The organism is Nitrospiraceae bacterium (assembly GCA_019637075.1).
In the GTDB taxonomy this organism is placed as follows: Bacteria; Nitrospirota; Nitrospiria; order Nitrospirales; family Nitrospiraceae; genus JAHBWI01.
Window position 1 is genome coordinate 246,781 of record JAHBWI010000004.1, and the last position, 21,644, is coordinate 268,424.

General features: G+C 59.4%; 19 protein-coding genes and 1 tRNA gene. 15 read left to right on the top strand and 5 right to left on the bottom strand.

All coding sequences use genetic code 11. The features are described 5' to 3' along the window. Positions 1 to 12: 12 nt before the first annotated feature. The 6 genes from truB to KF814_12425 all read left to right on the top strand — a co-directional run bounded on the left by truB (position 13) and on the right by KF814_12425 (position 6,515). Entirely contained in the window at positions 13 to 984 is a 972-nt protein-coding gene (truB, locus tag KF814_12400) for a tRNA pseudouridine(55) synthase TruB (GenBank protein ID MBX3236947.1), read from the top strand. 46 nt (positions 985 to 1,030) lie between these two features. Next, positions 1,031 to 1,300, top strand: coding sequence for a 30S ribosomal protein S15 (gene rpsO / locus KF814_12405; protein MBX3236948.1), 270 nt, complete (start codon positions 1,031 to 1,033; stop codon positions 1,298 to 1,300). 229 nt (positions 1,301 to 1,529) lie between these two features. Further along, positions 1,530 to 3,647 (top strand): polyribonucleotide nucleotidyltransferase, encoded by a 2,118-nt coding sequence (pnp, locus tag KF814_12410; protein ID MBX3236949.1) that lies wholly within the window; start codon positions 1,530 to 1,532, stop codon positions 3,645 to 3,647. 5 nt (positions 3,648 to 3,652) lie between these two features. Beyond that, a complete protein-coding gene (locus KF814_12415; protein ID MBX3236950.1) occupies positions 3,653 to 4,906 on the top strand; it encodes an insulinase family protein in 1,254 nt (417 codons plus the stop codon). A gap of 367 nt (positions 4,907 to 5,273) precedes the next feature. Further along, a complete protein-coding gene (locus KF814_12420; protein ID MBX3236951.1) occupies positions 5,274 to 5,786 on the top strand; it encodes a hypothetical protein in 513 nt (170 codons plus the stop codon). A gap of 54 nt (positions 5,787 to 5,840) precedes the next feature. After that, on the top strand, positions 5,841 to 6,515 hold the full coding sequence (locus KF814_12425) for a hypothetical protein (protein ID MBX3236952.1): 675 nt from the start codon (positions 5,841 to 5,843) through the stop codon (positions 6,513 to 6,515). A gap of 88 nt (positions 6,516 to 6,603) precedes the next feature. On the opposite strand, the gene mutS is transcribed toward KF814_12425, so the two are convergent. The 5 genes from mutS to KF814_12450 all read right to left on the bottom strand — a co-directional run bounded on the left by mutS (position 6,604) and on the right by KF814_12450 (position 12,504). Further along, positions 6,604 to 9,252, bottom strand: a complete 2,649-nt coding sequence (gene mutS / locus KF814_12430; protein MBX3236953.1) for a DNA mismatch repair protein MutS — start codon at positions 9,250 to 9,252, stop codon at positions 6,604 to 6,606. Next, entirely contained in the window at positions 9,245 to 9,589 is a 345-nt protein-coding gene (locus KF814_12435) for a LapA family protein (protein MBX3236954.1), read from the bottom strand. The genes mutS and KF814_12435 overlap by 8 nt, the downstream gene beginning before the upstream one ends. Next, positions 9,586 to 10,125: a tRNA (adenosine(37)-N6)-threonylcarbamoyltransferase complex ATPase subunit type 1 TsaE gene (gene tsaE, locus KF814_12440; GenBank protein ID MBX3236955.1), complete on the bottom strand. Its 540-nt coding sequence runs from the start codon at positions 10,123 to 10,125 to the stop codon at positions 9,586 to 9,588. Before tsaE ends, KF814_12435 begins: the two co-directional genes overlap by 4 nt. A gap of 63 nt (positions 10,126 to 10,188) precedes the next feature. After that, positions 10,189 to 11,742 (bottom strand): NAD(P)H-hydrate dehydratase, encoded by a 1,554-nt coding sequence (locus KF814_12445; protein ID MBX3236956.1) that lies wholly within the window; start codon positions 11,740 to 11,742, stop codon positions 10,189 to 10,191. Between the two features lie 48 nt (positions 11,743 to 11,790). After that, entirely contained in the window at positions 11,791 to 12,504 is a 714-nt protein-coding gene (locus KF814_12450) for a pyridoxine 5'-phosphate synthase (GenBank protein MBX3236957.1), read from the bottom strand. A gap of 307 nt (positions 12,505 to 12,811) precedes the next feature. Here KF814_12450 and alaC point away from each other — a divergent pair, with 307 nt between their 5' ends. From alaC to KF814_12495, 9 genes are all read left to right on the top strand, one after another. Continuing rightward, on the top strand, positions 12,812 to 14,008 hold the full coding sequence (gene alaC, locus KF814_12455) for an alanine transaminase (protein ID MBX3236958.1): 1,197 nt from the start codon (positions 12,812 to 12,814) through the stop codon (positions 14,006 to 14,008). Then, positions 14,005 to 15,318 (top strand): homoserine dehydrogenase, encoded by a 1,314-nt coding sequence (locus tag KF814_12460; protein MBX3236959.1) that lies wholly within the window; start codon positions 14,005 to 14,007, stop codon positions 15,316 to 15,318. Before alaC ends, KF814_12460 begins: the two co-directional genes overlap by 4 nt. A gap of 46 nt (positions 15,319 to 15,364) precedes the next feature. Next, positions 15,365 to 16,423, top strand: a complete 1,059-nt coding sequence (locus KF814_12465; GenBank protein ID MBX3236960.1) for a threonine synthase — start codon at positions 15,365 to 15,367, stop codon at positions 16,421 to 16,423. An 18-nt stretch (positions 16,424 to 16,441) separates the two neighbouring features. After that, on the top strand, positions 16,442 to 17,689 hold the full coding sequence (gene apgM / locus KF814_12470; protein ID MBX3236961.1) for a 2,3-bisphosphoglycerate-independent phosphoglycerate mutase: 1,248 nt from the start codon (positions 16,442 to 16,444) through the stop codon (positions 17,687 to 17,689). A 5-nt stretch (positions 17,690 to 17,694) separates the two neighbouring features. Then, entirely contained in the window at positions 17,695 to 18,930 is a 1,236-nt protein-coding gene (locus KF814_12475) for an aspartate kinase (GenBank protein ID MBX3236962.1), read from the top strand. A 122-nt stretch (positions 18,931 to 19,052) separates the two neighbouring features. Next, positions 19,053 to 20,642 carry a citramalate synthase gene (cimA, locus tag KF814_12480; GenBank protein ID MBX3236963.1) on the top strand — a complete coding sequence of 530 codons (1,590 nt, stop codon included), beginning with the start codon at positions 19,053 to 19,055 and terminating at the stop codon, positions 20,640 to 20,642. Between the two features lie 144 nt (positions 20,643 to 20,786). Next, a complete protein-coding gene (locus KF814_12485; GenBank protein MBX3236964.1) occupies positions 20,787 to 21,062 on the top strand; it encodes an integration host factor subunit alpha in 276 nt (91 codons plus the stop codon). A 41-nt stretch (positions 21,063 to 21,103) separates the two neighbouring features. Next, positions 21,104 to 21,454 carry a MerR family transcriptional regulator gene (locus tag KF814_12490; GenBank protein MBX3236965.1) on the top strand — a complete coding sequence of 117 codons (351 nt, stop codon included), beginning with the start codon at positions 21,104 to 21,106 and terminating at the stop codon, positions 21,452 to 21,454. A 62-nt stretch (positions 21,455 to 21,516) separates the two neighbouring features. Continuing rightward, a tRNA-Pro gene (locus KF814_12495) sits at positions 21,517 to 21,593 on the top strand. Positions 21,594 to 21,644: the final 51 nt, after the last annotated feature.

The following is a 21,644-nucleotide window of genomic DNA, read 5'->3' on the forward strand; positions in this document are numbered from 1 at the left end:
ACGATGACCGTCGTGGCGTTGTCCCCATCACTTCCTGATACCCGTCTGCGGGATGGGGTGTTGAACGTTCGAAAAGAAGCGGGCTGGACCTCTCACGATGTCGTAGCGAGGCTTCGAGGCAAACTGCGGGGGGGCAAGGTCGGCCATGCTGGGACCCTGGATCCTGCTGCCACGGGTGTGTTGCCTGTGCTGGTGGGGAAAGCGACCCGGATTGCCGAGTACCTGTTGACCTGGGATAAGCAGTACCTGGTAGAGTTGCGGCTCGGGGAGACGACTGACACCCAAGATGCCACGGGAACGGTGTTGGATCGCAATTCGGTCGACCATCTGACCGAGCAGGCGGTGCGGGACGCTGCCGCAAGATTCGAAGGGCGTATCCTCCAAGTGCCTCCGATGTATTCGGCGGTCAAGGTGAGGGGCGTGCCGCTTTACAAGTCGGCACGGGCGGGTCGCGAGATCGAGCGGGAAGCGCGCGCAGTCACCATAGAGCGACTCGAAGTGTTGCGGGTGTGCTTACCCGATGTAACCTTGCGTGTCGTGTGCTCGAAGGGCACATACATGCGGACCCTCTGCGCGGATATCGGCGAGAGCCTTGGCGTCGGCGGGCACATGCTGGCTCTTGATCGCGAGCGCGTCGGCCCCTTGAAGGTTGAGGAGGCGTTGACTGTTGCCGAGGTCGAATCCCGGCTGGCTGAGGGTACGTTCGGGGCTGTGCTGTTGACGCTGGACGGGGCGCTCCAGGGTCTGCCGGCTTGTACAGTAGGTCCCGAGTCGGCTGCTCGTATCCTGCACGGAACGCCCGTGGAGCAGCGCGATGTGCTGGCCTGGGTGCCGGCTCCTGTTGCAACGGGTGACGGTGCAGACCATGCGATTCGCCTGAAGGATGAGCAGGGGCGGTTGTTGGGCATTGGTATGTTGCGAGGGGACGTCAGCGACGGTCGGCAGCCGCTCATTTCGGTGTCGAAAGTGTTGGTAACGGAATAAGGGTTGGACGGTGGGTCTAGTCAATCAATAGAGGAGTAGGGACGTTATGGCATTGGCGAAGGAAGCGAAAACGGAATTGGTGAAGACTTATCGGACGCACGACACGGATACCGGGTCGCCGGAGGTACAGATCGCCATTCTCACCAATCGAATCACCTATCTGACCGAGCATTTCAAGCAGCATAAGAAGGACCATCACTCGCGGCGCGGATTGCTCACGCTGGTCGGCCGGCGTCGTCGGTTATTGGACTATCTGCGGCATACCGATGATGCCCGGTATCGTTCGGTCCTGGATCGGTTGAGCATTCGGAAGTAGTTGTCGGTAAGTGGACGATAATGGGCCGTCTCCGATCGATGGGACGGCCCGCGGATTCCCCCTCGCAGGTGAACACTGACATGGGCTCGCGCTTCGGCAAGGCACAGGGAGAAAGGGCGAAAGAGAGTGGTGGTGAACTCTCGCCTTTTGATTGTGAACTGCTTGCTGGGTACATGCGTGTGAGCGCATCTCTGTGGGCATCTGTGGGAGATAACGAAGGAGACCATAGATGAAACACACGGTAGAAATGGAACTGGCGGGTCGGCGGCTGACTCTGGAAACCGGCCGCATTGCGAAACAGGCGGATGGGGCGATCTGGGCCACATACGGCGACACCATCGTCCTTGCGACGGCGGTGGCGTCCCAAACCGTGAAGCCGGGCGTCGATTTCCTGCCCCTGACCGTCGATTATCAAGAAAAGACCTACGCGGCGGGCAAGATTCCCGGAGGGTATTTCAAGCGGGAAGGTCGGCCGTCGGAGAAGGAAGTCCTCACGAGCCGGTTGATCGATCGGCCTCTCCGCCCGCTCTTTCCGGAAGGCTACTACTACGACACGCAGGTCATTGCCTCGGTTTTGTCGGCGGACAAGACGGGTTCTTCGGATATCATCGGCATCATCGCGGCGTCCGCTGCCCTGGCCGTGTCGCCGATTCCGTTCAACGGTCCGATCGCCGGCGTGAAGATCGGCCGCGTCAACGGGCAGTTCGTCGTGAATCCCGACATCGAGACGCTCGAAACCAGCGAACTCAATCTCGTCGTGGCCGGGACGGCCGATGCCGTCATGATGGTGGAAGCGGGTGCCAATGAATTGCCGGAATCCGTCATGCTGGAAGCGATTGAGCTGGCGCATAGCGAGATCAAGAAGATCGTGGCGAAGATCGAGGAGTTGCGCGCGTTGGCCGGCAAGCCGAAGCGGGTGGTGGTGCAGGAACAGATCGACGCAACACTCAGCGATCAGGTGCGGGCTTTGGTGGCGGGGCAGATCCGCGAAGCCATTCTGATTCCGAACAAGAACGCGCGTCAGGAGCGCTTGGATGAAGTGTTGGCGGGGGCGATCGCCAAGTTCAAGTCGGATGAGCCGAACCGTGAACGCCACGTCAAGATCATCTTCCATGGGCTCGAATACACCGAAGTCCGAAGCATGATCCTGGAAAAGCGTGTGCGAGCCGACGGCCGCGGTCCGGCGGACATCCGACCCATTACCTGCGAAGTCGGGGTGCTGCCTCGGGCTCACGGCTCAGCCGTCTTCACCCGTGGAGAAACGCAAAGTTTGGCCGTGGTCACGCTCGGTACGACCGATGACGAGCAGCGGATCGATGCGTTGGAGGGGGAATACACGCGAACGTTCATGCTCCATTACAATTTCCCGCCGTTCAGCGTCGGCGAGGCGAGGCCGTTGCGTTCGCCGGGTCGGCGCGAAGTCGGCCATGGTGCGTTGGCGGAGCGGGCGCTCAAGTCGGTCATTCCGGGCAAGGACAAGTTCCCGTATACCCTCAGGATCGTGTCGGAGATCTTGGAATCGAACGGGTCATCCTCGATGGCAACGGTCTGTGGCGGTACTCTGGCCTTGATGGATGCCGGTGTGCCGATCAAGGAGCCGGTAGCCGGCATTGCCATGGGGTTGATCAAGGAAGGCGACCAAGTGCTGGTCCTCTCCGACATCCTCGGGTTGGAAGATCACTTGGGCGACATGGACTTCAAGGTCACCGGAACGAAGAACGGCGTGACGGCGCTGCAGATGGATATCAAGATCGGCGGCATCACGTTCGCCTTGATGCGGGAAGCATTGGCGCAGGCGAAGGCCGGCCGACTCCATATCCTGGAGCGCATGGCGAAGGCTCTGACGGAACCGCGGACGAAGCTGTCGGCCTATGCGCCGCGCATATTCCCGATGAAGATCAAGCAGGACAAGATTCGCGATGTCATCGGCCCGGGCGGCAAGATGATCCGCAGTATCATTGCGGAGACCGGGGTCAAGATCAATGTCGAGGACACCGGCGACGTGACGATTGCCTCCTCGGATGAGGCATCGGCACAGAAGGCCATCGACATGATCAAGCGGCTTACCGAAGAGGTCGAGATCGGCAAGATCTACCTTGGGACGGTGCGCAAGATCATGGATTTCGGCGCGTTCGTGGAAGTGTTGCCGGGGACGGATGGGTTGGTGCACATCTCGCAGTTGGCGCATCATCGAGTGAAGGCCGTGTCCGACGAGGTGTCCGAAGGCGATCAGATTATGGTCAAGGTACTAGAGATCGATAAACAAGGGAAGATTCGCCTGAGCCGGAAGGAAGCAATGCCGGCGCCGGACGGTTCTCCCGCCAAAGAGCCGACTCCTGCGGGATAACCGACGTGTATCGTAAGATCGTTCTGGATAATCGGCTGCGCATTGTGGCCGAACATATCCCCACGCTGAAGTCCGTCACCATCGGGATCTGGGTCAACGTCGGCTCACGAGACGAGCAGCCCGGTGAAGAAGGCCTCTCACATTTCCTTGAGCATATGTTCTTCAAGGGAATGCGTAGCCGGTCTGCGACGCAGATTTCACGTGAGATCGACGCCCTTGGCGGGGAGATGAACGCTTTTACGACCCGCGAGACTACGACGTTCTATATCAAGGTGCTCGATCAGCAGCTGGATACGGCGCTGGAACTCCTCTCGGACCTCTTCTATCAGTCCCGCTTCGAGACGAAAGAAGTCGAAAAAGAAAAGCAGGTCGTGCTGGAGGAGATCCGGATGGTGCAGGACGATCCGGAGGATCTTGTCCAAGAGTTGCACATGAAGCATACGCTCGGCAGTCATCCCCTTGGGCGTTCGATCCTGGGGCAGGCCAAGCGTATCCAGGCACTCGACCGCAATGATTTGTTGGCCTATGTGCAGTCGCACTACGATCCGGAGCAGACTGTCGTGGCTGTGGCCGGGAATTTTAGCTGGCGGCGCTTGGAACGCTTGCTCGCCAAGTATTTCTCCGCGCCTCACAAGGGCGCACCGGTGCGCCCGCATCGTTGGCCGCCGGAGGTCAACGGCGGAGTGCTGGTGCAGCGGAAACCCCTCGAGCAGGTGCATCTGTGTCTTGGTTTGCAGGGGCTGGGGGCCGGACATAAGGATCGCTATGCGGCGCATGCGTTGAATGGCGTGTTGGGCGGCAGCGTGAGCTCGCGCCTGTTTCAGGAAGTGCGGGAGAAGCGCGGCTTGGTGTACTCGATTTATTCGTTCCTCTCCGCCTATTCCGACGGAGGCATGATTACGGTATATGCCGGCACGCGTGCGAAGGAAGTGCAGCGCGTGGTCGAGTTGGTTTGCCGGGAACTCCGGAAGTTGAGGATGCAGGGCATCGATGCGAAGGATCTTGCTCGGGTGAAGAATCAGATGAAGGGTAGTCTGATGCTGAGTCTCGAGAGTTCGCATAGCCGTATGAGTAAGCTGGCGAAGGACGAGTTGTCGCAGGGGTGCCACGTGTCCCTCGAACAGATGACGGCAGAAATCGATCGCGTCACGACTGATCAGGTGTATCGTGTCGCGCAGGACCTGCTTAACCCGCGGTGTTTGTCGGTGACGGCTCTTGGGCCTATTGCCCCGAAGGCGCTGGACGCGTTCGCGAAGTAATCAAGTAATCATTAGGTATCGGGCGGCCGAATATATCTGTCCATTGGGCGGTGTTGGGGTAGAGCAAATTCGTGACTAAGTCATTGAAACCATGATCGTTTTAATCCTCAAGTCCGACATGAAGAATCGCCAAAACAATTCCTTGACACCTTTGGGGGATTTCAGTACGATGGCGGCGTTTTTCGGGCCAACGATACTGAAATATCTTTCGGTTGCACCACACAGGAAGGTAAGCAGAGTGAAAGGGGGTGTCGGTCGCACTTCCTCCTGCTAAAGCGTTCTCTGATTTTTTTGCTTTTCTGCAATCTTTATTGGAAGCTGGTATTCAGGTTTTCTGGTCATCATTTTTCCAAGGAGGGATAGGGTTATGAAAAGGGTCGGAATTCTAGCCGCACTTGCAGTTTCGTCTGTTGTCGGCTTGCTGACGGCCGAATTTTCGGTGGCAGCCGACGCGCCGGCCGGTGGTGGACCGGTTGAGATCACCACGGGCAGTGGAAAGTCCTACAAGGGCGAAGCGACCAACACCCTGAAGGGGCGTGTGTGGTCTCAGTGGGCTGACAATCCCGATGGGGAGCTCCTGTTCGGGATCCAGTACTGGAATACGGGTGAGCCGGCCTCCGGGAACTCCGGTGGACGCTCCTCCGGCGACCTCGATGTGAAGCCGCCGGATCCTTTGTTCAGCTGCTGCGCCTGGGGCTTTGTCGGTGGGACTGAAAAGAACAACCCCTACTCGGGCTGGTATCACGCTGCCACGACCGTCCGCTTGGCTGTCAAGGACAAGGCGTTGATGGATCAAATCATCAAGGCAGCCCAGGAACTCGTCGCGATGGAAGTGACCCTTGATGGTCGCACCATCACCGGCTTCAAGGTCCTGAAGTAGAATTTATCACTATTCGAAATTCATAGACTTTCTTCTCTTAAGGAGGACGTGATTATGAAGCTGCACAAGCAAGGCTGGGCCTTCATGGCTGCCGTGGCCCTGGTGGTAGGGCTCTCCTCCACCGCGCTGGCCATTGAGGCGTTCCAGGAGCGTTTTGAGTGGGGAGACATGAGCAAGCCGACCACGTTGCAGGGTCGGGTGATCATTCTGGATCCCTACGATGAAGCGGTGTGGATCAACATCGCAGTGTTCGGCGGCAACGCCGAGAGTGGTTTGTTCTGGCAGAAGATTCACCCGGGCAAGAACCTGAAATTCTATGCTGCCGACAAAGCGGTGTGGGAACAACTGAAGTCGATGGCGCGTCCGCATGCCGGTCCCGCTGCCGCCAAGGAAGTTCCGCCGTCTTCCCAGACCACGTTGGTTGAGTTCACCGCTCAGGAGACCGAGCAGAACCATCGCGTGATCTCCGCAGTCAAGAAGCTGAGTGACAATGCTGGTGAGTTGGGCAAGCCGAAGAGCATCTCCTCCTTGCGCTTGAAAGAGTGTGATGGGAAGAACGAGATGGAAGCTGGCTGCGCAGCTGCCAAGCAGGTTCTGAATACCTCCCCTAAGTCTCCGGATGGTGCCAACGTCATGATGCAGTACGATGTGCTGCAGCCGGGCGGGAAGCCGTTGTCTGGCTTGATTCCTTGGTCCGCCAAGTACAATCAGCCAGGCGGCCACCACTGATCGCGTAAGCGATTCCTGTGAGGGAATGAAGGGCGGTGCTTCGAAAGAGGCACCGCCTTTTTGTTTGTCCGGCCTTGTTGCCTCCGAATCAGTCGTTTGCTAAGCGACGCTGCAATTCGGCTAGGCGATTCAGCGCGTCCAGTGGCGTCATTCCAAAGAGATCCATTTGGCGGACCTCCTCAAGAATTGGGTGGGGTGGAGGCAATGTGGCGTCGAACTGTAGAGACTGCTGGGGTTCCCTTTGAGGGTGGGCGGAGGTACCTGAGGTTTCCAATTGCGCCAAGACCGCCTGTGCGCGGCTGATCACAGCGGCTGGCAGGCCCGCCAACTTGGCAACATGGATGCCGTAACTCCGGTCTGCACCGCCGGGCACGATCTTTCGCAAAAAGAGGACATCGCCGTCCCGTTCCTGAACCGCAACCCGAAAATTCGCGATTCCGTCTCGAAGCGATTCCAATTGCGTCATTTCGTGGTAATGGGTCGCGAAGAGCGTTCTGGCTCCGAGGCGCTGGGGATCTTCGATGAACTCGGCGACTGCCCAGGCGATGCTGAGTCCGTCATAGGTACTGGTTCCGCGGCCGATTTCGTCGAGCAGGATGAGGCTGCGACCGGTGGCGCTATGTAGGATATGGGCGGTCTCGGTCATCTCGACCATGAAGGTGCTCTGTCCCCCCGCCAGATTGTCTGATGCCCCGACTCTGGTGAAGATGCGGTCCACAAGTCCGATGCGGGCGGATTTGGCCGGGACAAAGCTTCCCACCTGGGCCATCAGGACGATGAGGGCCACTTGCCGAAGATAGGTACTCTTCCCCGCCATGTTTGGGCCGGTAATGAGATGCAGCCGATGAGACACCGCATCCAGACGAGTGTCGTTCGGAATGAATCCGCCCGAGAGGTTCAGCCGTTCAACCACGGGATGTCGCCCTTGAACGATCTCCAACTCCACACCCTCATCGACGATCGGCCGCACATACCGATTCAATGCTGCTGTCTCCGCCAGCGCCCCGAGGATATCCAAAATTGCCAATCGCTGGCTGATTTCCTGGAGCCGCACCGTGTGTCCGGCGAGCCGGAGGCGCAGCGCCTCAAATAGCTCCTGCTCAAGCGCTACCAGCTTCGACTCTGCCCCCGTTACACGCTCCTCCAATTCCTTCAGTTCCGGGGTCATGAAGCGTTCCGCGTTGGCCAGCGTTTGCTTTCGAATGAAATCGGCGGGGACTTTATCCAGATTCGCCTTTGTCACTTCAATGTAGTAGCCGAACACCTGGTTGTAGCGAACCTTGAGTGAGTCGATCCCTGTTCGCTCACGCTCCTTTGCCTCCAGCCCGGCGATCCATCCCTTTCCTTCTCGACTGGCCTTCCGAAGTTCGTCGACTCCAGCGTGATAGCCCTCCCGGAAAATCCCACCGTCACGGATAGAGACGGGCGCCTCCGCTTCAATGGACTGTTCCAAGAGTTCGTACAGGTCTCCGGCGTTATCCCATGCGGTCGCCAGCTCTCCGATCAACGGAGCGGTAAGGGGGATGAGCCTTGTCTGCACGGCCGGAAGGGATGCGAGGGAAAGCTTGAGCGCCACAAGGTCCCGCGGGTTGGCGACGCCCAGGGAGATCCGGCTGCTCAGACGGGAGATATCCTGTACCGTCCTCAATGCGGATCGAAGTCCGACGCGGGATTCCAGATGGTCCTTCAAATTCTCGACGGCGGAAAGACGGGCGTCGATTGCCGAACAAGACAGTAGGGGACGCAACAACCACTCGCGCAGCAGGCGGCTGCCCATTGCGGTGACGGTTCGGTCGAGCACTCCGAGCAGCGTCGAATCCGCCGCTGCATTGGATGCGTCCAGCCGATCCGAGCCACGGACCAACTCCAGATTGCGGATGGTGACGCTGTCCAACTGCATGCCGTCACCGTCATGCCGCACTCGGAGTCGTCGAATGTGTTCCAACGACGCGGTGGGTTGGGTTTCGCGCACGTACCGCAGGACGGCGGCTCCGGCTTGAACGGCGACCGTCAGGCCTTGGCATCCGAAGGCGTCGAGACTATGAACATGCAACTGCTCCTGAAGTCGGAGGCGCCCCTGTTCGAGGTCGAACCAGGCGGCAGGTCGGTTACAGAAGCGCAGGTGTGAAAGCGGCGCGAGCCACTTCCGTGCCTCATCCTGTTGTTCCTCCGGATAGAGCAGTTCTTTCGGTTCGAGGCGCGTAAGTTCGTCTTGAAGGGCCGAGGTTGCCCGTTCTCCATGAAACTCGCTGAGCCAAAATTCGCCGGTCGACACTTCAAGGGTCGCGAGTCCATACGAAGCGGTGTGTCGTCCGCCGGTTCCGGCTCGATGACGGACGGCGACGGCCGCCAACACATTCGTTTCAGTCGGGGGCAGGAACTCGCTGTCCACCAATGTGCCCGGTGTATAGAGGCGGACCACTTCCCGCCGCACCAAGCCCTTGGCCAGTTTGGGGTCCTCAACTTGATCGCACAGGGCCACCGTCCGTCCGGCCTTCAATAACTTGGCGATATAGGCGGTGGCGGCATGATAGGGCACGCCGCAGAGGGGAACGGGATTGTCGCTCGTCTTGTCGCGGGATGTCAGGGCAATGGAGAGTAGTTTGGATGCTTCGACGGCATCTTCATGGAACATTTCATAGAAGTCGCCGACTCGAAAAAACAGGATCGCGTCGCGATATGCTTGCTTGATCTCGCGGTACTGCCGCATCAGCGGCGTTGCTTCGGAGTCACCCATCGGCGTGGTCTCCCTCCGGGTCTCCCAGCGGGGCGGGGGCAGTCCGGCGTGTGGCTCTTTCCAGCGATTGCCTCAGCCGTTCCAGGTCGACCTCCGCTTCCTGCAGGGCTTTGGTCTTTCGACGGAGTTCGATACGGCCGCGGACCCAGGCCGGAAACAGCAAGATGCCCGAGACGAGAATACCGATGGCGAACGCCGCGAGGATCGGCTTGTAGATAAGCGTGGAGGCGGATCGAAGGCCGAAGAAGTAGCGGAGGGTGACTTCCTGCTCCTGATTCTGGAGAAAGAAGGCCAAGGAGAGTAGGAGTAACGTGCCGACCAGTATGACCCGAATCACCGCGAAGCCCTCCTTGATCGGCGCGATTGTACACGGGTCGGCCGGCGCGCTCCAGTAGCAGCGCGTTGCCTCAGTTCGGCGCGGACGCCGGACAGCCATCTGGTGCTCGAAGGCCCATAGGGAATGAGCGTCGCGCGGCGCGTGGCGGCAGTCCGATGCTTGAGTTGGATGTCGAGGCGATCCGCGGGTAGTCCGGCGTTCCAGCGCTCAGCCCATTCGATTGCAAGCACAGTCCGGTCGTCGAGGTATTCGGTCAAACCCGTGTCCTCGAGTTGTGAGCCGGTCAAGCGATAGAGGTCCGTGTGAATCAGACGCAGTCGTCCAGGATATTCCTGGATTAACGTGAAGGTGGGACTGCTGACCGAGGCCGGCTCCGCACAAAGTCCTTCGGCCAGTCCTCGCACCAGCGTGGTTTTTCCGGTTCCGAGATTCCCGAAGAGCGCCAACACGTCTCCGCCACAAGCTGTCCGGCCGAGCGCGAGTCCCAGTCGGCGGGTATCACGGAGGGATTTCAGTAGAAGCGTCAAGGGTTTCACGGCATGGCCTGAAGGCGTGAGGGAGTCTCCTGTTGCCTGGGACGGACGCGGGCGCGAGCCATATTATGCCCCCGTGCAAGATACAAGGGCGTGGGGAATTTCCGCGATGAGGTCGCCCGCGATCATACCGGCCTGTCCATGATGTTCCGCTGCCAGATCTCCAGCCAACCCATGCAGGTATGTGGCGGCACAAGCGGCATCCCAGGGCGACAGTCCCTGTGCCAGGAGGCCGACCAGCATGCCGGTCAGGGCGTCACCGGTTCCGCCCGTCGCCATTCCGGGGTTTCCCGTGGGGCAGATGGCTGCTGTACCGTCTGGTCTGGCGATGATCGTCTTTGCGCCCTTCAAAACGACATAGACCCCGCGCTCCCTGGCAAATCGTGTTGCAACGCCGAGGCGATCGGCATTGATCGAGTGGGTGGTGGCCTCAGGCTCCAACCGTGCCATTTCCCCCGGGTGAGGGGTGAGGATGGGAGGCACTGTACATTCGGTGAGTAACGAAGGCTTGCCCGCAAGGGCATTCAAGGCATCCGCATCCAGGACGCAGGGGCGATCGATGCGTCTTACCAGTTCCTGCACAAGTTCAACGGTTTCAGGATGGGTTGTCAAGCCGGGGCCGATCGCGACGGCTGTGCGGGCGCCGGTGAAAGCCGCCAGGCTATCAAGTCCGGACCGGGCGAATGTGCGGGCTTTCGTCTCGGGCATGGGGCTCGTCATGGCTTCCAACAGTTTCGACTCCAGGATATCGTTCACGCTGGAGGGGACGGCCACGGTGACCAGACCGGCGCCGATGCGCAGAGCCGCCAGCGCAGCCATCGCCGCGGCGCCGGTTTTTCCGACTGAACCGGCGATGATGCCGGCATGTCCGAAGGTGCCCTTGTGGGCAGTCGGGCGGCGGGTCGGCAGCACGGCCGACGTACCGGCTTGGGTCAGCAGGTGGACACGACTGTCCAGGGCCTCTACAAAGTCGTGGGGAATGCCGATGTCCACGACCCGAACGGCCCCGGCGCAATCGATGCCTGATCCCAAGTAGAGCCCTAACTTGGGCAGGCCAAAGGTGACGGTGAGGTCAGCTCTGACGGCGCTTCCCAGGATCTCGCCCGTATCGGCATGGAGCCCGGACGGCAAATCGACGGCGATGGTGGGCTTGTCTGCGGCATTGATGGCCTCGATGGCTGCCTGGTAGAGGCCGGTGACCGGTGATGATAGCCCGGTTCCCAATATCGCGTCGATGACGAGCGCGGAGGTCGATAAGCGGCCGGAGAGAGTCGACGGATCTGTAACGCGAGTGAGCGCGGAGTTCGAGATGGTTCCCCGCAGACGCCGGTGCATGGCTTTGGCGTCACGACTCAACTCGGTTGGGCTGGCCAGCAGGAACACATGGACGCGCGCGCCTTTTTTTTGCAGCAACCGGGCCGCGACCAGACCGTCACCGCCGTTGTTACCTTTTCCGCAGACGATAGCGATTGGGCAGCGAGCGATGGAGCCATAGCGGTCGATGAGGTGTGTGACGATCCCCTTGCCGGCACGCTCCATCAGAGTCAATCCGGGCACCCGCGCTTCGGCGATCGTGCGCCGGTCGAGCGCTTGCATTTGAGCGGCCGTGACGATTCGCATAGGTGACCGACTGGTGTTCCCTGGACGTATGAACCGAATTCAGGGGGCCTAAGCGATGAGCGCTTTCATCTCGCGCACGGCCCGGCTGAGGCCGACCATGACCGAACGCGCGATGATGCTGTGCCCGATATTGAATTCGACGATTTCCGGAAGTTTGGCTAATCGCTTGACGTTCTTGTAGTTGAGGCCATGTCCGGCGTTGACGCCGATCCCTAATTTGTAGGCTAACTTGGCTGCTTGGGTGATGGCTTCGAATTCCTCGTCTTCTTCCTTTGATCGTCTGGCATTGGCATAGCGGCCGGTGTGCAGTTCCACGTAGGCGGCGCCGACTTTGTGGGCGGCCTTCACCTGTTCGAGGCTTGGCTCGATGAACAAGCTGGTCGGAATACCACCGTCCCGGAGCATGTCCACGAGGCCTTGAATCTTGTCTCGATGGTTGGCGACGTCCAACCCGCCTTCGGTTGTCAGTTCCTGACGGCGTTCCGGCACCAGAGTGACAAGGTCGGCCTTGATGCTCAATGCGATCTTTGCCATCGTCTCGTCGGCGGCAATCTCGAGATCCAGCTTGGTGCGGACGATTTCGCGTAGGAGAGTCAGGTCGCGATCTTGGATGTGACGGCGATCTTCGCGCAAATGCACCACGAGACCGTCGGCCCCGGCCAGTTCGACCAGAATGGCGGCGGCCAAGGGGTCGGGGTCAGTGCCCCCCCTGGCTTGCCGAAGCGTCGCCACATGATCGATATTCACACCCAGTCGTGCCATCGTGCCTCCCCAGTCTCGGCTCAGTTGCAGAGGGATTTCGAACGGAACTTCTCGAAATTCATAGACATTTTGGATGCCGGTCAGGCATTATTAACAGAAAGTACGAGGATGCGGCAAGGAGGCAGCGGCCTAGGGTGGTTTCCTCATGTGCGCAGGGTCCCACGAGACTATCGAAGAAATCCCCCAACCTCATAGAATCCAAGTGAAATTGACTCGTTTTGAGCCCTCAATTAGAATACGCCCTTTCATAAATACGGCTTTTACCTCAACCAGACGTATGACCCTTCCCTAAGGAGTCAGATATTTCATGTCGATCGGCGAAGGATTTTACCGACTCAAGCGCCTTCCTCCCTACGTTTTTGCACAAGTACAAGCACTGAAGCTTGAGGCACGTCAGCGGGGCGAAGATATCATCGATTTCGGCATGGGGAACCCTGATCAACCCACGCCCGGACACATTGTCGACAAGCTGATCGAGGCGTCCAAGAAGGCGAAGAATCATCGCTATTCCGCCTCGCGCGGCATCACCAAGCTCCGGCACGCCATCGCCGGTTGGTACAAGCGAAACTACGATGTCGAGTTGGATCCGGAAACGGAAGCGATCGTCACCATCGGATCGAAGGAGGGCATTGCCCACCTGGCGTTGGCCATGATCGGGCCAGGCGACGTCGTGTTGACGCCGACGCCGACCTATCCGATTCACATGTACAGCTTTATCATCGCCGGCGGCGAAGTGCGCGGGATCGAGCTTCGCCAAGACAGCGATTTCTTCGACGATCTGCAACGCGTGTATCGGCAGACCTTGCCCCGGCCACGGATCCTCGTCATCAATTTTCCGCACAACCCGACGACGGCCGTCGTGGATCTGGAGTTCTTCAAGAAGATCGTCGCCTTTGCCAAGGAACACAACGTCATCGTTATCCACGACCTTGCCTATGCGGATATCGTTTTCGATGGGTACAAGGCGCCTAGCTTCTTGCAGGTGCCGGAGGCGAAAGATGTCGGCGTCGAGTTCTACACGCTATCCAAGAGCTACAACATGCCGGGATGGCGTGTCGGATTCTGCGTGGGCAATCGTGAAGTGGTGGGCGCGCTGGCGAAGATTAAGAGCTACCTCGACTACGGGATTTTCCAGCCTGTTCAGATCGCCAGCACCGTGGCCCTCAATGGTCCGCAGGATTGCGTGAAGGACATCGTGCAGCGCTATCAAAATCGGCGCAACGTGCTCGTGAACGGGCTCAACCGGATCGGTTGGCCGGTGGCGCTGCCGCGCGCGACGATGTTCGTCTGGGCTCGGATTCCGGACCCGTTCCGCCACATGGGCTCGCTCGAGTTTTCGAAGTTGTTGTTGAGGGAGGCCAAAGTCGCCGTGTCGCCCGGCATCGGATTCGGTGAGGGGGGCGATGAATATGTGCGCTTTGCGCTCGTGGAAAATGAACATCGAACGAGACAGGCGTTGCGCGGGATTCGCAAAGCCTTGAAATTGGACGGTCGCGAAGCATGAAAAGTGAGATCGGAGTCGGGCTGATCGGGTTCGGGACGGTGGGGACGGGAGTTGCACGTATCCTGCTGGACAATGCCGCGCTCATCCGGCGGCGGGTGGGCATTCCCATCAACCTCGTGCGGATTGCAGATCTGGATATCACGCGTGATCGCGGGGTGAAATTGGCCCCGGGGGTGCTCATCAACGACGCACAAGCTGTACTGGCCGATCCCAAGGTCGATATCGTGATCGAACTCATGGGCGGCTATGACGCCGCCAAGCGCGTGTTGCTCGATGCGATCGGCCGCGGGAAACAGGTGGTGACGGCGAACAAGGCATTGCTGGCGGTTCATGGTGAGGACATTTTTTCAGCTGCCTCGCGGCACGGAGTGGACGTCGGTTTTGAGGCCAGTGTCGGTGGCGGTATTCCGGTCATCCGGGCGCTGATGGAAGGTTTGGCGGCCAATAACATCCAATCCATCTATGGCATCATCAATGGGACGTCCAACTATATTCTCAGCCGCATGACGAGCGAAGGGCAGCGGTTCGAGGTCGTGCTGGAGGAGGCCAAGCGGGCCGGGTATGCCGAAGCGGACCCCACGTTTGATGTGGCCGGAACCGACAGCGCCCATAAGCTGACGATCATGGTGAGTCTGGCGTACGGCACGCCGGTGAATTTCAAGGATGTCTACACGGAAGGGATTACCGGTCTTACCCCGATCGATATCGCCTACGCGAAAGAGTTTGGGTTCACCATTAAGCTGCTGGCCATCGCGAAATACGTGGAGGGAGAAATCGAAGCGCGGGTGCACCCCACCATGGTGCCGTCGGCGTCGCAGATTGCAAAGGTGGACGGCGTCTACAATGCGATTCAACTGGTGGGTGATGCGGTTGAAGACGTGGTGCTCTATGGTCGTGGCGCCGGGTCGATGCCGACCGGCAGTGCCGTCGTGAGTGATGTGATGGCTATCGCGCGCAATCTGATGAAGAATGCGACGGGCCGAGTTCCGCCGGCCTCGTATCAACAGGATCAGCGGCGGCCCCTGCGCATGCGTCCGATGGAGGAAATCACCTGTCTGTATTACATTCGGTTCATGGTACTGGACCGTCCCGGCGTGTTGTCTCAAATTGCCGGCGTCCTGGGCCGGTATGGCATCAGCATCTCGTCGGTGCTTCAGCAGGGGCGTAAAGAGGGGCAGACGGTGCCGGTGGTTATCATGACGCACATGGCCCGAGAGCGGGATGTGCAAAGCGCGCTTCGCGAGATCAATGGGATGCCGTATATTTCGGAGCCCACCACCCTGATTCGGGTCGAGGGGAAGGACGAATGAGTCGGGCAGGCTCGTATCGCCGAAATTGGGAGAGGATGAAGAGCCGATGAATCGTTGGCGCGGTGTCATCGAAGAGTACCGGAAGTTTCTTCCGGTCACAACCCAGACCCCGATAGTCAGTCTCGGCGAGGGAAATACCCCGTTGATTCGTGCCGCTCGCCTCGCGAAGAAGATTGCGCCGGGCGTGGATCTCTATTTGAAGTACGAGGGGGTCAATCCGACGGGGTCGTTCAAGGATCGTGGGATGACGATGGCCATCTCCAAGGCGCTGGAGGGTGGCGCTCGCGCGGTCATTTGCGCATCGACCGGCAACACCTCCGCCTCTGCCGCGGCCTACGGAGCCCGCGCCGGCTTGGCTGTGTATGTGCTCATTCCTGCGGGAAAGATCGCCTTGGGGAAGCTGTCCCAGGCAATGATGCATCAGGCCACGGTCATTCAGGTCGAGGGCAATTTCGATCAGGCCCTGACGATCGTCAAGGAACTCGCTGCGTCGTATCCGGTCGAACTGGTGAACTCCTTGAATCCCTTCCGGATCGAGGGACAAAAGACGGCGGCGATGGAAATTTGCGACGATCTCGGGGATGCCCCGACGGTCCATGTACTTCCCGTGGGCAATGCGGGTAATATCACCGCCTATTGGAAGGGATATCGGGAGTATCGGTCGGCCAACCAAATCACTCGGCTCCCGCAAATGATGGGATTCCAGGCCGCCGGAGCCGCGCCGATCGTGCTGGGCCATGTCGTGGCAGAACCGCAGACGATCGCCACCGCCATCAGGATCGGCAATCCGGCCAGCTGGCAATCGGCTCTTACGGCCGTGGAGGAATCCGACGGGCGTATCGACATGGTGACCGACGAAGAAATTCTTCATGCCTATGCGCTGGTCGCGGGCGAAGAAGGGGTTTTTTGCGAACCGGCCTCTGCGGCCTCCGTTGCCGGTGTCATCAAGATGAGCCGAGCCGGGCAGTTGAAAGAAGGCGGCACGGTGGTCTGTACTTTGACCGGCCATGGCTTGAAAGATGCCGATACGGCGATCAGTATTTCGCGTCCGCCCAAAACCGTTAAAGCCACTCGTGATGATGTGGCCCGCCTGCTTCATGTCTGATTATTTCAGGACACTGGCATGAAATACTTGATCCTCCACGCCGATGGCATGGCTGATTTTCCATGTCCGGAACTGGGCGGGAAGACACCGCTTCAGGCCGCTGTGACGCCTCACCTAGACCGTATGGCGCTGGGAGGAGAAGTGGGGCTGCTTGCGTTGCCGCCCGATGCAGGGCATGCCGGCAGTGATGTCACGGCCGTGGCGATGTTGGGGTATGATCCGCGCAAATTTTACCCGGGCCCCGGACCGCTCGAAGCCGCCAGCCTCGGCGTGACGGTTGGCGAGCACGACGTGGTGTTTCGCTGCACGATGGTCACGGTGCGCGGGGAATCCGTCGGTGGAAAGAAGGGTGGGTACGGGGATGTCAGGAAACTGACTCCGCAGACTATTCTCGAGGATGCGACGGCCGGCTTGATCGACAGTGAGCAGGCGCGTGAGTTGATCGATGCGATCAATGAGCAGCTCGGGTCCGAATCGATTCAGTTTTATCCGGGGTCTGGTCACCGGCATCTGATGGTGTGGGTCGGAGGAAAAGCGCGTGCCGCTTGTACTGATCCGCAGCGGCTGGTGGGGAAAGCCATCGGTGACGGGCTTCCGTCCGGTGACGGAGCGGACACGCTGCGTAAGATCATGGACGCGTCGCTGCTGATTCTGCGCGACCATCCGGTCAACGATGAGCGCCAGGCTGAAGGCGCCAAGCCGGCCAATTGTGTGTGGCTCTGGGGCCAGGGGCGGGCTCCGTCCTGGCCTCCGCTGCCGGAACGGCATCAATTGAGCGGCGCGGTCGTCTCGTCGAGCGATGTCCATCGCGGCGTGGGGTTGTGCGCCGGGCTGGATGCCGTCGAGGTGCCGCTCGAGCACGACCATGAGTCCGGAGAATTCGGGACTCGGGCCCAACTCGCGCTGAAAGAATTGGCCAAGAAGGATTTCGTGTATTGCCACATCGGATTTTCGGATGACGTGCTTCATGCGACGGACCCTAAGGACAAGGTGCGGGCGATCGAAGAATTCGACGCCAAGGTCGTGGGACCGTTCCTGTCCGCGCTCGCATCCTTTCCCGCGCATCGTTTCTTGATGGTCTGCGATCCAGGCTTGGCCCGCGAGGGGCAGGCGATGCCACCGATTCTCTATGCGTTGAACGACAGTGCCGCGCCTGCCAAATCGGGCGGAGCGCGTCGTTTCAACGAACAGGACCTCACGGCCGGCGATGCCGTTCCGCGCGATGCGTCGAAACTGCTTGCCCGGCTGATTGCCCGCGGAGTGTAAGACGTATGGCCTTAATCGTTCACAAGTACGGCGGCACGTCCGTCGGCAGCATTGAGCGCATCCACCGTGTGGCCGACCGGGTCGAGCAGGCTTATAAAGCAGGCCATCAGGTCGTCGTAGTGTTGTCGGCCATGAGCGGTGAGACCGATCGCCTGCTGAAACTGGCTCATGAAGTGACGTCGACGCCGGACGAGCGGGAACTTGACATGTTGTTGTCGACCGGGGAACGGGTCACCATCTCCCTGCTGGCGATGGATCTGCGAGGCCGGGGTATCAACGCCCGCTCGTTTACCGGACGCCAAGTCGGCATCCATACGGACAGCGCCCATACCAAGGCTCGTATATCGCGGGTGACCGCCGAACGTATCCGTGAGGCCATCGTCGAGCGGGTCGTCCCGGTCGTCGCGGGTTTCCAGGGCATCAACGCCCGGTCCGATGTGACGACGCTCGGCCGGGGAGGGTCGGACCTCACCGCCGTGGCGCTCGCGGCCGCACTGAAGGCTGATCGCTGCATTATCTATACGGACGTCGACGGCGTGTACACGGCGGACCCCAACATTGTGCCGGCGGCGAAGCGGATCGACAGGATTTCCTACGAAGAGATGCTGGAGATGGCGAGTCTCGGAGCGAAGGTCTTACAGAGCCGCTCGGTGGAATTTGCCGCGAAGTACGCCGTTCCCGTTGAGGTCAACTCCAGTTTTAAGGAAGGAAAGGGGACGCTCGTGACACGTGAAGACGCGGATATGGAAGGGGTGCTGGTATCCGGAGTAACCGGTGACCGCCATCAGGCCAAAGTGACGATTGTCGGAGTTCCTGATCGCCCCGGCATCGCCGCGAAGATTTTCGGCGCCATCGCGGAAGCCAACATCGTCGTGGACATGATCATTCAAAACGTGAGCCAAGCGGCGATGACGGACATCTCCTTCACGGTGCCGAAGCCCGATTTACGGAAGGCGGTCGATCTGATCCAACGCTTGGCTAAGGAAGTGGATGCCCGGTCGGTGACGGTCACTGAATCCATTGCCAAAGTGTCCTTGATCGGCGTGGGCATGCGGTCCCATTCCGGTGTCGCAGCGAAGATGTTCGAGGTCTTGTCGCGAGAGGGCGTGAACATCATGATGATCAGCACCTCGGAGATCAAGATCTCCTGCGTCATCGAAGAGAAATACCTAGAGTTGGCCATGCGCGCGCTCCATACAGCCTTCGGGTTGGATCGGGTGTCCGCTCCTTCCCTTGGGTAATCGCCGCGTCGTCGGGACCGGTCGGCTCGGACTGGACTCGACAGGCGCTTACGATCCTTGCTACGCTCATGCCTATGAAACGCCAACAGACACCTATTCGGAGGCCCGACGGCCCCGCCTCGATTCCGGCCGCGACGCCAGCCAAGCTTGCAGGGTTGGAGATCTACGACACCACGCTTCGCGACGGCGCGCAGGCGGAGGACGTGAGTTTCTCGGCCGAGGACAAGGTGCGGGTCGCGCAAAAGCTCGACGAACTGGGCGTCCAATACATCGAGGGCGGCTGGCCTGGGGCGAATCCCAAAGACATTGAGTTCTTCCGCATGATCAAAACCATCCCGTTGCAACATGCGACGGTGGTGGCGTTCGGCTCGACCCGAAAGGCCAGCAACCCGGTTCAAAAAGATGCGAATCTCCAATCGCTGCTGGCGGCCGAGACCCATACGATCACGCTGTTCGGGAAAAGTTGGTCGCTCCATGTGACGGACGCGCTCGGTATCTCGCTGGCGAAAAATCTCGAGTTGATCGGGGATTCCGTTCGCTATTTGCGCGAGAAAGGGCGGCAAGTGTTTTACGACGCCGAGCACTTCTTCGACGGCTACAAGACTAATCCGGACTATGCCCTGGCTACTCTCAAAATGGCGGTGGAGGCCGGCGCAGAGCGGGTGATTCTTTGCGACACCAACGGCGGTTCCATGCCCTGGGAAATTCGCGAGATCTGCGAGACGGTCCGTCGCGAGTGCGCGGTGCCCTTGGGGATTCACGCCCATAACGACTGCGAAATGGCGGTCGCCAATTCTCTTGTGGCGATCGATACCGGCATCGTGCAGGTCCAGGGGACGATCAATGGTATCGGCGAGCGATGCGGGAATGCGAACCTGTGTTCCATCATTCCGAACCTCCAGCTCAAGATGAAGCGCCAGGCGCTCGGCAAGAAGTTGGCGCATCTGAAAGAAGTGTCGGGCTTTGTCACGGAAATCGCCAATCTCATGCCGGACAAACACCAGCCGTACGTGGGCGACTCGGCGTTTGCCCACAAGGGCGGGGTCCATATCCATGCGGTGCTGAAGAATCCCGCCACCTACGAACACGTCATCCCCGCCGAGGTGGGCAATCGTCAGCGCATGCTGGTGTCCGACTATGCCGGGCGCAGCGGATTGCTTGAGAAGGTCGAAGCCTACGGGATCTCCCTGAAGAAAAATCACGCCAAGGTGCAGGAACTGGTCGACACGCTCAAGGAGCGAGAGAGCCAGGGCTACCAGTTCGAAGGCGCCGAGGGGTCGTTCGAATTGCTGATGAGAAAAGCGATGGGCACCCACAGACCCTCCTTCCAACTGCTCGGATTCCGAGTCATTGTCGAGAAGAAACAGGACGACGGGGCTCCGCTCTCCGAGGCGACCGTTATGGTCAAGGTGGGTGAAGTCGTGGAGCACACGGCAGCGGTTGGTGCAGGCCCGGTGAACGCGCTGGACCATGCATTGCGCAAGGCGTTGGAGAAATTCTATCCCCAACTTCGCGAAGTAAGATTATTGGACTACAAAGTCCGGGTATTGTCTGCGAGCAAGGGCACCGAATCCCGCGTCAGGGTGTTGATTGAATCAGGCGACCACAAGGACAAGTGGGGCACGGTGGGGGTCTCTGAAAATATCATGGAGGCCAGCTGGCAGGCCTTAGCCGACAGTATTGAATACAAGCTTCTCTTAAAGGATCGGTAAGCCAATCTATCCCTTCAAGCCGCATATAATCCTTGACAGAGTTGGTAACCTCACGTAACTTATGGGAAAATTCTTCTTCTGGGACGATCGGCGCCAAGAAAGACTTCCTAAGGAACGATTCGAGTGCATGGCGGGGGGAAAGGCATGAGAAAGGCCGATATTGCGAACGAGATTTTTAAGCAGGTTGGTGTCTCGAAAAATGAAGCATCGGACATCGTCGAATTGGTGCTCAACCTTCTGAAGGGCGTTCTGCAAAAAGGCGATTCTGTCAAAATCGCGGGGTTTGGGAATTTCGTGGTCCGCAGTAAGGGGGCGCGCAAGGGGCGCAATCCGAGGACCGGCGAGGAAATCGGCATCACTCCCCGTCGTGTGGTGACCTTTCGGCCCAGTCAGGTTTTTAAAAAATACGTCAACTCCTAAGCATCATTGTGCAACAGGCGATCACGGTATGAGGACCGGTCATGGGCAATGAACCCAGACTGGGAAGCAAAGTTTTTTATAAAATCGGTGAGGTCGGCGCAATTACGAAGTTGCCGGCCTACGTGTTGCGGTTTTGGGAATCCGAGTTCGCATTCCTGAAGCCGAAGAAGAGCCGAGGTAATCAGCGGCTCTATGTGCAGAAAGATGTGGAAACGGTGCTGGAGATCAAGCGCATGCTGTACGAGGAAGGGCATACTTTGGCCGGCGTCAAGCGGTACTGGGCCCGTCGTGGGCGGGCAACGACCAAGCAGGGGACCAGAAAAGATCTGGCGCAGCGGGTGCGGGGTGATCTTCAAGCCATCATTCGAATGATTGATTCTTATTCGGCATAATCCCTCCGGTGATTCGGGCGGCTGCGTTCGAACCACTCTTTCCGGAACAGGGTCGTGTGTGTCGGGGCGTAGCGCAGCCTGGTAGCGCACTCGCTTGGGGTGCGAGTGGTCGTGGGTTCAAATCCCGCCGCCCCGACCATCCACACGAACCCGGTCGGAATTTCATACTGTCCGGATGTGAATATTCCAG

Excerpts from the sequence above, each read along its gene's own strand:
- rpsO (MBX3236948.1), top strand. The coding sequence starts at position 1,031 with ATGGCATTGGCGAAGGAAGCGAAAACGGAATTGGTGAAGACTTATCGG.
- pnp (MBX3236949.1), top strand. The coding sequence starts at position 1,530 with ATGAAACACACGGTAGAAATGGAACTGGCGGGTCGGCGGCTGACTCTG.
- KF814_12420 (MBX3236951.1), top strand. The coding sequence starts at position 5,274 with ATGAAAAGGGTCGGAATTCTAGCCGCACTTGCAGTTTCGTCTGTTGTC.
- KF814_12425 (MBX3236952.1), top strand. The coding sequence starts at position 5,841 with ATGAAGCTGCACAAGCAAGGCTGGGCCTTCATGGCTGCCGTGGCCCTG.
- mutS (MBX3236953.1), bottom strand. The coding sequence starts at position 9,252 with ATGGGTGACTCCGAAGCAACGCCGCTGATGCGGCAGTACCGCGAGATC.
- KF814_12445 (MBX3236956.1), bottom strand. The coding sequence starts at position 11,742 with ATGCGAATCGTCACGGCCGCTCAAATGCAAGCGCTCGACCGGCGCACG.
- KF814_12450 (MBX3236957.1), bottom strand. The coding sequence starts at position 12,504 with ATGGCACGACTGGGTGTGAATATCGATCATGTGGCGACGCTTCGGCAA.
- alaC (MBX3236958.1), top strand. The coding sequence starts at position 12,812 with ATGTCGATCGGCGAAGGATTTTACCGACTCAAGCGCCTTCCTCCCTAC.
- KF814_12460 (MBX3236959.1), top strand. The coding sequence starts at position 14,005 with ATGAAAAGTGAGATCGGAGTCGGGCTGATCGGGTTCGGGACGGTGGGG.
- KF814_12465 (MBX3236960.1), top strand. The coding sequence starts at position 15,365 with ATGAATCGTTGGCGCGGTGTCATCGAAGAGTACCGGAAGTTTCTTCCG.
- apgM (MBX3236961.1), top strand. The coding sequence starts at position 16,442 with ATGAAATACTTGATCCTCCACGCCGATGGCATGGCTGATTTTCCATGT.
- KF814_12475 (MBX3236962.1), top strand. The coding sequence starts at position 17,695 with ATGGCCTTAATCGTTCACAAGTACGGCGGCACGTCCGTCGGCAGCATT.
- KF814_12485 (MBX3236964.1), top strand. The coding sequence starts at position 20,787 with ATGAGAAAGGCCGATATTGCGAACGAGATTTTTAAGCAGGTTGGTGTC.
- KF814_12490 (MBX3236965.1), top strand. The coding sequence starts at position 21,104 with ATGGGCAATGAACCCAGACTGGGAAGCAAAGTTTTTTATAAAATCGGT.